The organism is Burkholderia humptydooensis, assembly GCF_001513745.1.
GTDB classification, from domain to species: domain Bacteria; phylum Pseudomonadota; class Gammaproteobacteria; order Burkholderiales; family Burkholderiaceae; genus Burkholderia; species Burkholderia humptydooensis.
On sequence record NZ_CP013380.1, the window covers coordinates 2,695,883 to 2,707,938 of the forward strand.

Genomic DNA, 12,056 nt, shown 5'->3' on the forward strand with positions numbered 1-12,056 from the left:
ACGCGCCGTGTTCGAGCGTGCCGTCGTACGACGCGCGTGGCGTTCAGCCCGTTTGCCCGGACTCCTGAACACCATTCGGCGACTCAATATAGCGTAACGGCATGCGCGGCGACATCGGGAGAACCGGCGATTAGACGGATTGCTCGGCGCTCGGCGAGCGCGATGCGAACGACGGGAAGCGCGCCCGCCGGAACGATTCCGCGCATCGCCATGCTTCGCGCCCCCGCCTGCGTGCCGCTGCGCCGTCATCAGTTCTTCATCGACACCGCCGATAATCCCGTCGACGAAAACGTTTACATCGCTTGCGCACGCCCATGACGCCCCCCCTGAAGGACGCAGCCCCGCTCGCCCGCCCCGCCGTCTCGGGCGGCTCCGACGAGCCGCCCGCGGTCCGCCGCCCGCGCCGCGCGCCGTTCGACTGGCTCGCCGCCGCGCAATGGGCGGTCACGCTCGCGCTGTGCGCGTTCCTGATCGTGCCCGTCGCGATGTCGGTGCTCGCCGGGCTCACGGTCAACTATTTCCGCGGGCCGTCGAGCGGGCTCACGCTGCGCTGGCTCGGCGAAGTGTGGGCGCAATATCACGGCTCGGTGTTCCTGTCGCTCGAAGTCGCGCTCGCGACGCTCGCCGTCACGCTCGTCGCGGGCGTGCCCGCCGGCTACGCGCTCGCGCGCAGCCGCAGCCGCGCCTCGCGCGTCATCGAAGAGGCGCTCGTGCTGCCCGTCGCGCTGCCGGGCCTCGCATCCGCGCTCGCGCTGCTCTCCGTCTACGGCAGCTTCGCCGCATTGCGCACGAGCATGTGGTTCATCGTCGTCGGCCACGTGGTGTTCACGCTGCCGTTCATGGTCCGCGCGGTCGCGGCCGTCGCCGCGCGCGCCGATCTGCGCACGCTCGAAGAAGGCGCGGCGAGCCTCGGCGCATCGTTCGCCACGCGCTTTGCAACGATCGTGCTGCCGAACCTGCGCCCCGGCATCGTCGCGGGCGCGCTTGCGGTGCTCACGCTGTCGATCGGCGAATTCAACCTCACGTGGATGCTGCACACGCCCGACACAAAGACGCTGCCCGTCGGCCTCGCCGACACGTACGCGTCGCTGCGCCTCGAAATCGGCAGCGCGTACACGATCCTGTTCCTGCTGATGACGCTGCCGCTGCTCGTCGCGATGCAGCGGCTCGGCGTCGAGCCGGCCGGCGCGCGCGGCGACGCGCGCAAGCGCCGCTGATTTTCCGGCGACGTCGCGCTTTCGCCGTCTTTCGCCGCGCATTCGTTCCATCGCCGCCATTGTCGTTACCTTTATCGTTACCTTTTCCGCCGCCTCGCCGATGAAACTCGACTCCGTACCGATCACCCTGACCCGTTGCGCGAAGACCTTCCACGGCGCGCGAGTGCTGGAGCCGCTCGATCTCGCGATCCGCGCGGGCGAGACGCTCGTGCTGCTCGGCCCGTCCGGCTGCGGCAAGACGACGACGCTGCGCCTGATCGCCGGGCTCGACGTGCCCGATGCGGGCGGCGCGATCGCGTTCGGCGCCGACGACGTGACCGCGCTGCCGATCGAAAAGCGCGGCGTCGGCATGGTGTTCCAGAACTACGCGCTGTTTCCGAACCTGTCGGTGCGCGGCAATGTCGGCTATGGGCTGCGGATCCGCCGCACCGAGCCGCGCGTGCTGCGCGAGCGCGTCGACGAGTTGCTCGCGATGATGCGGCTCGCCGCGCACGCGGACAAGCCGGTCGACGCACTGTCGGGCGGCCAGCGCCAACGCGTGGCGCTTGCGCGCGCGCTCGCGGCGCGCCCGCGCGTGCTGCTGCTCGACGAGCCGCTGACCGCGCTCGACGCGCAGTTGCGCGACGCGCTGCGCCGCGAGATGAACGCGCTCTTGCGCGCGCTCGGCGTGACGACGGTCTACGTGACGCACGACCAGGCCGAGGCGATGGAGCTCGGCGACCGGATCGTCGTGATGAGCGCGGGGAAGATCGAGCAGATCGGCACGCCGCGCGACGTCTACTATCGGCCGGCGTCCCGCACGGTCGCGCGCTTCATCGGCACGCTGAACCGGCTCGAAGGCGTGTGGCGCGACGGCGCGCTCGTGACGACGGGCGGCGCGCTCGCCGTCGCGTCGCCGGCAAACGAGCTATTCTTTCGACCGGAGGACGCGCGCCTCGTCGATCCGTCGGATGCGCCGCTGCGCGGGGCGGTCGCGAACTGCGCGTTCCTCGGCGAGCGCACGCGCGTGACGATCGAGCACGCGGCGCCCGACGCGCTCGTCATCGACGTGCCGGGCCGCGTCGATCTCGCGCGCGGCACCGCGGTCGGCGTCGCGATCGCGGCCGAGGGGCTCCTCGCGCTCGCGTGACGCGTCGCGCGCGATGCGCACCGCGCACCGTGCGACGTGCGACGTGCGACGTGCGACGGCGCGAATACACGACACGAACCCCATACGATCACAACGAGGAACGACGATGCTGCTTGCCCACATCAGCGATCTGCACATCAAGCGGCCGGGCGCGCTCGCGTATCGGCGCGTCGACACGGCCGCGCATCTCGCGCGCTGCGTCGCGCGGCTGAACGCGCTCGAGCCGCGCCCGGACGCGGTGCTCGTCACGGGCGACCTGACCGACTTCGGCGACGACGACGAATACGCGCATCTGAAATCGCTGCTCGCGCCGCTCGCGATGCCGTACTACCTCATCGTCGGCAACCACGACGATCGCGCGGCGCTGCGGCGCGCGTTCCCCTGGCGCGCGGAGCTGCAGTCGGGCGCGTTCGTCCAGTACGCGCTCGATCTCGGGCCGCTGCGCGTGATCGCGCTCGATTCGCAGATTCCGGGCGCGAGCGGCGGCACGCTGTGCGACGCGCGGCTCGCGTGGCTCGCCGGCCAGCTCGACGCCGCGCGCGATCGCCCCGTGATCGTCGCGCTCCATCATCCTCCGTTCGCGTGCGGCATCGGCCACATGGATGCGATGCGGCTCGCCCCGGACGCGTCGAGCCGGCTCGATGCGCTGCTGCGCCGCTTTCCGAACGTCGAGCGCGTGCTGTGCGGGCACGTGCATCGAACGATGTTCGCGCGCTTCGGCGGCACGATCGCATCGGCCGTGCCCGCGCCCGCGCATCAGGTCACGTTCGATCTGCGCGACGGCGGGCCATCGTCGTTCTCGATGGAGCCGCCCGCGTTCGCCGTGCATCGCTATGCGCCGGGCGCCGGGCTCGCGTCGCATCACGTGTACGTCGATGCGAGCGACGGGCCGCATCCGTTCTTCGAGCCGACGGGGGCGCTGATCGATTGATCGATCGGGAGGCTGCACGACCGCGCGACGCCGCGCAGCGCCCCGGTCGCGCGACACATGCTCGCGCGCCCCTCGCCCCCGTTCATCATCCAGGCGAACCGGTGCGGCGCGAGCCATCCGCTTCACGCCGCATGTCGCATTCAGCGCACGCCGCTCGTCCGGTCGATGACCGCGAGCAAACCGGCGAGCGCCTGCTTGCACGCGCCGGCCTGCGGCCTGTCGGCGCGCAGCGCGGCGAGCGCGCGATCGATCGCGTCATCAACCGCATGCCAGTCGGCCGCCGCGCGCGGCTTGAGCGACGGCTCCGCATCGTCCCACGACGTTTCCAGATCCTTGATGCGCGCCTTCGCGCCGGCGAGATCGCCCTTGTCGACGAGCTTCGCGACGTCGGCGGCGATCGCGCGGAACGACGACAGATCGCCGAGCTTCGAGACGGTCGCGGCTTCGGCCACGCTCGGCGCGACGCCCGCCGGCGACACGGCGCCGATGCCGAATGCGGCGGCCGCCAGCGCGGGCGCGACGGCGAATGCAATGAGCTTGCGCTTGATCATGTCAAATCTCCCGGTGGTGAATGCGAACAAAACGGTTGAATGCGACGTCGGCTTCGACTTGCGTCCACGTCCGCGTCCGTCTCAGCGTCCGCGCGCCGGTGCGCCTGGCCGGCCCGCGCGCGCGGCGACGACGCTCAGCCCCGCGACGAGCCCGACGATCACCGCGAGAAACACGGCGCTCGTCCTGATCGTGCCGAGCCCGAGGCCGCCGTATGCTTGCGCCTGCGACAGGAAATCGCCAAGCGACGCGCCGAGCGGACGCGTGAGGATGTACGCGAGCCAGAACGCGAGCACGCGGTTCATCCCGCCGAGCGCGGCCGCCGCGACGAGCGCGATCGCGCCGCCGAACGCGACGATCCCGAGCCGGAATCCGAGGCCGAGCGCCTCGGTCGCGAGATCGCCCGCCGCCGTGCCGAGCGCGAACGTCAACAGGATCGCGGCCCAGTAGAACGCCTCGCGGCGCGGCGTGACGATCGTGTGGATCGACAGCGTCCGCTCGCTGCGATACCAGAGCGCGAACGTCGCCGCGAGCGCGGCGGCAAAGAGCGGCGTGCTGACGTAGAGGCTGACGCCGAGGCCGTCGGTCAGCGCATCGGTGATCTGCGTGCCGACGATGCTGACGAGGACGATGTTCAGCCAGTAGATCCAGGGCACATACGCACGCGCGCGCAATTGCAGCGCGAGCGCGCACACCAGCAGGCCGGCCATCAGCGCGCCCGTGACGGCCGCGCCGAGCCCGACGTGGACGGCGAGATAGTCGGCGCCGGTCTCCCCGACCGTCGTCGACATGATCTTGACGACCCAGAACGCGAGCGTGACTTCCGGGACTTTGTTGAGCATGCCTGCGGCGGCAGGCGAACGGGCTGGCTGGTTCAATCGGGCTCTCCTTGTCGCACCGGTTGCGAGGAGCGAGCCGGATTCCGGCAACGGCGGTGCGGCGCATGACGAACGCTCCCACGACTCGCTCGGACGCCACTATGCAAGCGCGCGGCTTAAGGCGAAATTAACGGGGCGCAACGGGGGCGTAAGGGGGCGACGCACGACGAGCGGCGAACGAGCCGCCCGCCAGCAGAATTTCGAGGGGTCCGGTATGATCGGCGCTCGCGGCATTTCTCCTCCCCTGTTTCGATCGACGACCGGACGGCGCGCGCACCGTGCGCGCCGCACTTCGCCCACACGCACCATGTCCTCGCAGCCTCGCCACTCCGCCGGCGCGACCGGCCACTACTCGCGCAGCCTGTTGCTGCTGCTCGCGACGATCGCCGGCGTATCGGTCGCGAACATCTATTACAACCAGCCGCTCCTCGACAGCTTCCGCGCGTCGTTTCCAGGCAGCGCGTCGTGGATCGGCGTCGTGCCCACCGCGACGCAGCTCGGCTACGCGACGGGCATGTTCGTGCTCGCGCCGCTCGGCGATCGCTTCGACCGGCGCACGCTGATCCTGTTGCAGATCGCCGGGCTGTCCGCCGCGCTGATCGCGGCCGCGGCCGCGCCGACGCTCGCCGTGCTCGCGGCCGCGAGCCTCGCGATCGGCATCCTCGCGACGATCGCGCAGCAGGCGGTGCCGTTCGCCGCCGAGATCGCGCCGCCCGCGGAGCGAGGGCAGGCGGTCGGCACCGTGATGAGCGGCCTGTTGCTCGGCATCCTGCTCGCGCGCACGGCGGCGGGCTTCGTCGCCGAATATTTCGGCTGGCGCGCGGTGTTCGGCGCGTCGGTCGCGGCGCTCGCCGCGCTCGCGGCCGTGATCGTCGCGCGCCTGCCGCGCAGCTCGCCGACGTCGACGCTGCCCTACGGCAAGCTGCTCGCGTCGATGTGGCACCTTGCACGGGAGTTGCGCGGGCTGCGCGAGGCGTCGATGACGGGCGCCGCGATCTTCGCCGCGTTCAGCGCGTTCTGGCCGGTGCTCACGCTGCTGCTCGCGGGCGCGCCATTCCATCTCGGCCCGCAGGCGGCCGGCCTCTTCGGGATCGTCGGCGCGGCGGGCGCGCTCGCCGCGCCGTACGCGGGCCGCTTCGCCGACAAGCGCGGGCCGCGCGCGATCATCTCGCTCGCGATCGCGCTGATCGCCGTCTCGTTCGTGATCTTCGCGCTGTCGGGCACGAGCATCGTCGGGCTCGTGATCGGCGTGATCGTGCTCGACGTCGGCGTGCAGGCCGCGCAGATCTCGAACCAGTCGCGCATCTATGCGCTGAAGCCCGATGCGCGCAGCCGCGTGAACACCGTATTCATGGTCTGCTACTTCATCGGCGGCGCGATCGGCTCGTCCGCGGGCGTCGCCGCGTGGCGCGCGACGGGCTGGCTCGGCATGTGCGCGGTCGCGCTGCTGTTCACGTGCGCCGCGGCATTCGTTCACTATCGCGGCGGCGCGCGATCGCGGTGAGCGCGGCCGCCGCTATTGCACCCGCTGGCGCGCCGGATCGAACACGAACGACAAGCCGACGCTGCCGAGAATCGCGACGGTCGCGATCACGGTCGCGAGCGTGACGGGCTCGCCGAGCAACAGCGCGCCGAGCGCGACCGCAACGACCGGATTCACGTACATGCAACTGCTCGCGATGATCGGGCTCGTATGGCGGATCAGGTAGCCGTACGCGACATACGCGGCCATCGTGCCCGCGAGCATCAGATAGACGAACGCGACGCCGGGCACGAACGCGACGCGCTCGATGCGCTCGCCGAGCAGCCACGCGATGCAGGTCGACGCCGCGCCGCCCAGGCCGATCTGCAGCGCGGTCGACAGGAACAGGTCGTGCGGCAGCGCGAGCCGCGCGGCGAGATGCGCGCCGCCCGCCCAGAAGAGCGCGCCCGCGAGCACGGTGATGCTGCCGAGCGTCGAGCCCGGCGACGACGGCCCGCCCGAGTTCAGCACGACGATCCCGATCATCCCGAGCGCGACGGCCGCCCATTCGCCGCCCGTGACGCGCCGCCCGGCGACCGACGCGATCACCGTCGCGAAGAGCGGCACCGTCGCGACCATCACTGCGGCCGAGCCGCTGCTGACGGTGCGCATCCCGAGCGCGATGAGGCCGGAGGACATCGTGACGAGCATCGTGCCGACGAGCGCCGCGTTGCCGATTTCGACGAGCGTCGGCCGCACCGGCCGGCGCCGCATCGCGAAGATGAACAGCCCGATGCCGGCGAGCAGGTTGCGCAGCCCGGACAGCAGCAGCGGCGGAAACGATTCGAGCGCGACGTGCAGCGCGAGGTATGTCGAGCCCCATGCGAAATAGATGAACGCGAGCGCGAGCACGACGCGGCCGCTGCGGCTTTGCGGCAGGCGGGGCGGATGGCGCGCGACGAAGGCGAGGAAACGGTCGAACGGCGTCATCGGTCAGCCCGCCCGCGCGAAGCGCCGCGCGGTCGAACGCCGCGCGATGCGGCTGCTGGCGAGCTGCGCCGAGGAAACCGGGATGACGGAAGACGATGGCGGGCGAAACGACAGGTCGGAGCGTGCGGCGGCGAACATGACCGAAGGGGACGAACGGGCTCGAAAACGGGACTCGAAAACGGGACTCGAAAACGGGACTCGGAAGCGGGACTCGGAAGCGGGACTCGAATGATGACGCGTGCGGCCGAGCGGCTGCTTGTCGTCAGCATTATGCATTAAGGAATGGAAAACGAATGCCTGCTCGAATCGAACGCGCGGCCAGTGACGTTTCGGCGCGACATTTCGCGCGCGGCCCACGCCACCCCGCACGCCCGCTTCACGAACCGCCGAACCAGTTGTACCCCTGGTCGACCCAATATCCGCCCGGATACGTGTTGGTCACGAATATCTCCATGATGTGCTTCGGATTCTTGTAGCCGAGCTTGGTCGGCATCCGCAGCTTCATCGGAAATCCGTATTCGGGCGGCAGCCGCCGGCCGTCGTATTCGAATGCGAGCAGCGTTTGCGGGTGCAGCGCGGTCGGCATGTCGATGCTCTCGTAATAGTCGTCCGCGCATTTGAAGCCGACGTATTTCGCGGTCGTGTCCGCGCCGGCGCGGCGCAGGAATTCGCGAAACGGCGCGCCGCCCCAGCGGCCGATCGCGCTCCAGCCCTCGACACAGATGTGCCGCGTGATCTGCTCCGCATGCGGCAGCGCGTACAGCTCCGGCAGCGTCCAGCTTCGCTTGCCGGTGACGAGGCCTGACACGGCGAGCCGAAAGTCGCCGGCGTCGACGCGCGGCACCTCGTCGATTCCGTAGAACGCGTTGAACGGGAACGGGCGCGTGATGTCGCTTTCCGTGTACGTCGGCGCGAGCCGCGTCGGGCCGAACAGCCACGCCTGCACGCGATCGTTCGCGCGCGACACCTTCTCGAGGAAGTCGTCGACCGACGCGTCGTCGCGCAGCGTGCAGCCCGTGAGCATCGCGAGGCCGCCGAGCGTCAGCACGCGCTTGCCGAACAGGCGCCGCGACGGCAGCGCGAGTTCCTTGCGCACGTCGATCAGGAGCGATGCGCGGTCGATCCGCGCGATGTCGTTCTTGGGCTTTTTCCTGTCGTTTTCGGACATGATGAGTGACTCCTTTTAGTGTCCGCGCAGCATCGCGAGCAGCGAGCGCGGCACGAGCGCCGCCATCGCGACATGCACGACGAAGAACGCGACGAGAAACGCCATCGCCCAGAAGTGCACGACGCGCGCGCTGTCGTAGCCGCCGAGCAGCGCGCGCAGCAGCGGGAACTGCACCGATTTCCAGATCACGAGCCCGGACAGCACGAGCAGCACGAGATCGGCGATCGCCGCGACGTACGCGGCGCGCTGGACCGCGTTGTAGACGGACAGATCGTCGTGCGACAGCCGGCCGCGCAGCGCGTCGCACAAGTCGCGCGCGATGCTCTTCACGCTCAGCGGCAGGAACTTGCGCGCAAAGCGCCCGGTCGCGATCGACATCGTCAGATAGAACACGCCGTTGAAGAACAGCAGCCACATCGCGGCGAAGTGCCATTGCAGCGCGCCGCCGAGCCAGCCGCCGAGCGTCGCGCCGCGCGGGAACGTGAAGCCCGCGTAGATCGGCGACGCGTCGTAGATCCGCCAGCCCGACAACGCCATCGTCACCGCGGCGACCGCGTTGAGCCAGTGGCTCGCGCGCACCCATCGCGGGTGGATCGGTTTGCGCGGGCGGATGGCGGACGTGGTTGCGTGCGTCCCGGCGCGGCTCGCTGCTTCGGTGGTCGCCTGGGTCATTGCGGGGGCTCCGTTGGTCGTCGCGTGGGGGTGGCGCGGGGCAGCGCGTCGGTTGTTGCGTCGGTGGTTGCGTTCGTCGTCGTCGCGTTCATCGGCGGTGCCCTCCTTCGTTGATCGATGGCGCACGCACCGCTCAGCCGCACAGCGGCAAATCGAGCGCCTGCAGCACGTCGCCCGTCGCGGGGTCCTCGACGAACGCCGCGACGCCGTACCGTGCGGCGTCCGCCGCGCGCAGGTTCGCGGGCAGCGGCAGCGCGCGCCGCACGTCGAGCGGCGCGCCCGCATCGCCCGTCGCGGCGAGCGGCCCGATCCATTGACGCACGACGCGCTCGTGACGCAGCGTCGCGCCGCGGTTCTCGCCCGCGCGCACCGGCGATTCGATGCCGTTCTCGTACAGCACGAGATATGCGTCGAGCACGCGCGGCGCGCCGGCGCGCGGCGTCACGGACAGCGCGACGTCGAGCGCGTCCGCGCGCCGTGCGGCGGACAGCGCGATGCCCACGCGCGCGGGCTCGGCGGCCGTCGCGACGACGCGCCGCGCGAACGCGTCCGCATCGCGCCAATCACGCAGCTCGCGGCCGCCGACCGCGATCTCCGGCGTATAGACGAAGCGGCCGCCGCCGCGCGCGGCGAGCGCGTGCTGCCGCTCGGTGAAGCGATGCTGCGCGAAGCGGTCGGTCCAGCCCAGGCCGTCCCAGTAATCGACGTGCAGCGCGAGCGGCACGACGCGCAGCGCGGCATGGTGCGCGGCCAGCCGCGCGAGCCAGTCGTCGGCGGGCGGGCAACTGCTGCAGCCCTCGCTCGTGTAGAGCTCGACGAGCGCCTGCCGGCCGTCGGGACTGCGGGCGACGCAGGCGCCGCCCGCCGCCGCTTGCGCGATGCTCGCCGCGGCAAGCACGAGCGTCGCCGCGACGGCGCGCATCGAAACGGAAAATGAAATCGACATATCGAAGCTCATCGGTCGAAGCCGGCGCGCGGGCGCGATGCGCGCCGCACGCCGGCGGGCACGACGCGCCCCGGCTTCCCGCGGCGCCACGCGCCGCGGGACGAAGGCCGCCCGAACAGCGCGCGGGCGACCGAGCCGTTCGCGTCATGAAAGACGCCGGGAACGGCGCCGCTCAGTTCGACATCGGGCTCATCTTGCCGGACGACATCGGCTTTTTCATCGCGTCCTTCGACATGTGATCCGCCTTCATGCCGCCCTTCGCCATGTGATCCTGCTTCTTGCCCATCCGGTCCTTCGACATCGCATCCTTCGACATCGCCATGCCGTCCTTCGACATCGCATCGTTCTGCGCATGGGCGAACGGCGCGGCGAACGCGAGACCGGCGACACAGGCGAAAGCAATGAGATTCCTTTTCATGGGATAGCTCCATCATTATTGGTTGAGGAGCCGAATAGTCGGGAGGCGGCGGCAGATATGACACCGACGCGCAAAAATTTTTGGTTCATCGCGGATTACCGGGGAACGCGGCGCGGATCTTGAGAAAGAAGTATTCCTCGTCGCGGTACCCGTAAGCCCGACGCTTGATGACCTTGATGGTGTTGTTGATGCCTTCGACGATGCTGGTATTAAGCGGATGTCGGCAGCGGGCCACGATTCCGTGCCAGTAACCCTGCAGGCGCTGCGCAAACAGTTGCAGCGCGGCAATTCCGCTTTGCCGGGCTTGCTCGATCCATTGTTCCCAGGCCTTTTCCGCCCAGGCAGGCTTGCGGTAGAACCAGAGCCGCTTGAGTTCGTCACGTAGCACGTAGACGCACAACAATGGCTGATTGGCGGCCAGCAGTTCCTTCAGATGCACGGACTGCTCGGGCTTCAGGTTGTGGCGGTTGCGCAGCAGCAACCAGCGGCTGGACTTCAGGACCTTCCGGGCCGGCCGGTCATGGCGCAACTGATTAGCCTGATCGACCCGCACCCGATCAATCACCTCACGCCCGTACTTGGCCACGACGTGGAACAGGTCGTAGACGACCTCAGCCTGCGGACACTGCGCTTTGATCTCCAACTCGTAGGCCGTGGTCATGTCGATGGCCACTGCTTCGATGCGCTCGGCAACACCCGGTGGAAGCTGTTCGAAGAAGGCTCTGGCCGTCTCGCGCGAGCGTCCCGCTCCAATCCAGAGCACTTGCCGACCAATCGGATCGACCACCACCGTGGCGTAGCGATGACCTTTATGGAGCGCGAACTCGTCCATCGCCAGATAGCGGATCGTCGACCAGTCAGGATCAGCCACACGCGCTCGCAAGCGCATCTTGTCGATCGATTTGACCGTGTGCCAGCCCAAATCGTAGAAGGCGGCGACCGCCTGCACGCTGGCCGCCTGCAGCAGTTTCTCGCAGGCCTTGGCAAATCGCTCCGTCACTCGCTGGTAACGGCCCAGCCACGCCAGTTTCTCCAGTCGCGGACCGCCGCAGCGTTCGCACCAGACTCGGCGGCGGGGGACGTGCAGTACCACCCGGTACTCGAACAGTGGCAGATCGCGCACCCGGCGAACCGTCGTCTCATGAATCTGCTGGCAGCGTGCACCGCACTGTTCGCAGTACATGACCTTGCTGACCGGCTTCAAATACAGCGACAGCGTACGGCCTTCTCCTTCCGGCCATTCCACCCCCTCTAACCGATAGCCGGTCCAGCAACCCAGTGCTTGAAGTGCCTTGCGATCGAGCAATTCTGCCTCCTGACCTCCTTAAAGTCAGGCGTCAGGTTACGCAATCGCCATCAAACCCTCCACGGTTTCCTGCGATGAACCAAATTTTTCGGCACCGGCGATTGCGCCGGCGAGCGACGAAACGCGCTGTCCGCGCGGCGCGAGCGCGTGCGCGCCCGGTGCGGCTCGCACCGCGCCGCCGCGGCGCAACATGGGCGGCCGGCCGCGCATGCACGCGCAATCGATCTGTCCCCTGTTGAAACCGTCGCAGACCCGGTGTATCGTGTGCGCTTGCTAACGCGGGGGTCCTGCATTGCGCTCGGTCAAGCGATCGTGCGAAGCGGGTGAGAAATACCCTTTGAACCTGATCTGGATAATGCCAGCGCAGGGAAGCGTCAGGGTTTCGCCGTT

At 69.3% G+C, this 12,056-nt stretch carries 12 protein-coding genes, 1 pseudogene and 1 riboswitch; of the genes and pseudogenes, 5 read left to right on the forward strand and 8 right to left on the reverse strand.

Going from position 1 to position 12,056, the window contains the following annotated elements:
* The first annotated feature begins 162 nt into the window (after positions 1-162).
* The 4 genes from AQ610_RS36000 (at position 163) to AQ610_RS12130 (ending at position 3,277) form a co-directional block, all read left to right on the forward strand.
* Complete coding sequence (locus AQ610_RS36000; protein WP_009911874.1) at positions 163-318, forward strand: hypothetical protein; 156 nt, start codon at positions 163-165, stop codon at positions 316-318.
* Positions 315-1,217, forward strand: a complete 903-nt coding sequence (locus tag AQ610_RS12120) for an ABC transporter permease (RefSeq protein ID WP_006026283.1) — start codon at positions 315-317, stop codon at positions 1,215-1,217. The genes AQ610_RS36000 and AQ610_RS12120 overlap by 4 nt, the downstream gene beginning before the upstream one ends.
* A 100-nt stretch (positions 1,218-1,317) precedes the next feature.
* Positions 1,318-2,346, forward strand: a complete 1,029-nt coding sequence (locus tag AQ610_RS12125) for an ABC transporter ATP-binding protein (RefSeq protein ID WP_043282535.1) — start codon at positions 1,318-1,320, stop codon at positions 2,344-2,346.
* 106 nt (positions 2,347-2,452) lie between these two features.
* Entirely contained in the window at positions 2,453-3,277 is an 825-nt protein-coding gene (locus tag AQ610_RS12130; protein ID WP_006026281.1) for a phosphodiesterase, read from the forward strand.
* Positions 3,278-3,417: 140 nt separating this feature from the next.
* Here AQ610_RS12130 and AQ610_RS12135 read toward each other — a convergent pair whose 3' ends face one another.
* Together AQ610_RS12135 and AQ610_RS12140 are read right to left on the reverse strand one after the other, a co-directional pair.
* The gene (locus tag AQ610_RS12135; RefSeq protein WP_006026280.1) at positions 3,418-3,828 is read right to left on the reverse strand and encodes a hypothetical protein; all 411 of its coding nucleotides are present in this window, start codon (positions 3,826-3,828) and stop codon (positions 3,418-3,420) included.
* Between the two features lie 81 nt (positions 3,829-3,909).
* Positions 3,910-4,668, reverse strand: coding sequence for a COG4705 family protein (locus AQ610_RS12140; protein ID WP_009911867.1), 759 nt, complete (start codon positions 4,666-4,668; stop codon positions 3,910-3,912).
* 343 nt (positions 4,669-5,011) lie between these two features.
* Here AQ610_RS12140 and AQ610_RS12145 point away from each other — a divergent pair, with 343 nt between their 5' ends.
* Complete coding sequence (locus tag AQ610_RS12145) at positions 5,012-6,208, forward strand: MFS transporter (RefSeq protein ID WP_009911866.1); 1,197 nt, start codon at positions 5,012-5,014, stop codon at positions 6,206-6,208.
* A gap of 12 nt (positions 6,209-6,220) precedes the next feature.
* Here the strand turns inward: AQ610_RS12145 and AQ610_RS12150 are convergent, their stop codons facing one another.
* The 6 genes and pseudogenes from AQ610_RS12150 to AQ610_RS12180 form a co-directional block, all read right to left on the reverse strand.
* Positions 6,221-7,156 (reverse strand): EamA family transporter, encoded by a 936-nt coding sequence (locus tag AQ610_RS12150; protein ID WP_006026277.1) that lies wholly within the window; start codon positions 7,154-7,156, stop codon positions 6,221-6,223.
* A gap of 376 nt (positions 7,157-7,532) precedes the next feature.
* Positions 7,533-8,324, reverse strand: coding sequence for a molybdopterin-dependent oxidoreductase (locus tag AQ610_RS12160; protein WP_006026275.1), 792 nt, complete (start codon positions 8,322-8,324; stop codon positions 7,533-7,535).
* Between the two features lie 15 nt (positions 8,325-8,339).
* Positions 8,340-9,005: pseudogene (locus tag AQ610_RS12165) on the reverse strand (cytochrome b/b6 domain-containing protein); the annotation flags it as partial.
* Between the two features lie 124 nt (positions 9,006-9,129).
* A complete protein-coding gene (locus tag AQ610_RS12170; RefSeq protein WP_006026273.1) occupies positions 9,130-9,954 on the reverse strand; it encodes a DUF1223 domain-containing protein in 825 nt (274 codons plus the stop codon).
* 160 nt (positions 9,955-10,114) lie between these two features.
* Positions 10,115-10,360, reverse strand: coding sequence for a pentapeptide MXKDX repeat protein (locus tag AQ610_RS12175; protein ID WP_006026272.1), 246 nt, complete (start codon positions 10,358-10,360; stop codon positions 10,115-10,117).
* Between the two features lie 85 nt (positions 10,361-10,445).
* The gene (locus tag AQ610_RS12180; RefSeq protein ID WP_045554815.1) at positions 10,446-11,666 is read right to left on the reverse strand and encodes an ISL3 family transposase; all 1,221 of its coding nucleotides are present in this window, start codon (positions 11,664-11,666) and stop codon (positions 10,446-10,448) included.
* Between the two features lie 270 nt (positions 11,667-11,936).
* Positions 11,937-12,054, forward strand: a riboswitch (TPP riboswitch).
* Positions 12,055-12,056: the final 2 nt, after the last annotated feature.

Excerpts from the sequence above, each read along its gene's own strand:
- AQ610_RS12170 (WP_006026273.1), bottom strand. The coding sequence starts at position 9,954 with ATGAGCTTCGATATGTCGATTTCATTTTCCGTTTCGATGCGCGCCGTC.
- AQ610_RS12120 (WP_006026283.1), top strand. The coding sequence starts at position 315 with ATGACGCCCCCCCTGAAGGACGCAGCCCCGCTCGCCCGCCCCGCCGTC.
- AQ610_RS12125 (WP_043282535.1), top strand. The coding sequence starts at position 1,318 with ATGAAACTCGACTCCGTACCGATCACCCTGACCCGTTGCGCGAAGACC.
- AQ610_RS12135 (WP_006026280.1), bottom strand. The coding sequence starts at position 3,828 with ATGATCAAGCGCAAGCTCATTGCATTCGCCGTCGCGCCCGCGCTGGCG.
- AQ610_RS12145 (WP_009911866.1), top strand. The coding sequence starts at position 5,012 with ATGTCCTCGCAGCCTCGCCACTCCGCCGGCGCGACCGGCCACTACTCG.
- AQ610_RS12160 (WP_006026275.1), bottom strand. The coding sequence starts at position 8,324 with ATGTCCGAAAACGACAGGAAAAAGCCCAAGAACGACATCGCGCGGATC.
- AQ610_RS36000 (WP_009911874.1), top strand. The coding sequence starts at position 163 with ATGCGAACGACGGGAAGCGCGCCCGCCGGAACGATTCCGCGCATCGCC.
- AQ610_RS12175 (WP_006026272.1), bottom strand. The coding sequence starts at position 10,360 with ATGAAAAGGAATCTCATTGCTTTCGCCTGTGTCGCCGGTCTCGCGTTC.
- AQ610_RS12150 (WP_006026277.1), bottom strand. The coding sequence starts at position 7,156 with ATGACGCCGTTCGACCGTTTCCTCGCCTTCGTCGCGCGCCATCCGCCC.
- AQ610_RS12140 (WP_009911867.1), bottom strand. The coding sequence starts at position 4,668 with ATGCTCAACAAAGTCCCGGAAGTCACGCTCGCGTTCTGGGTCGTCAAG.
- AQ610_RS12130 (WP_006026281.1), top strand. The coding sequence starts at position 2,453 with ATGCTGCTTGCCCACATCAGCGATCTGCACATCAAGCGGCCGGGCGCG.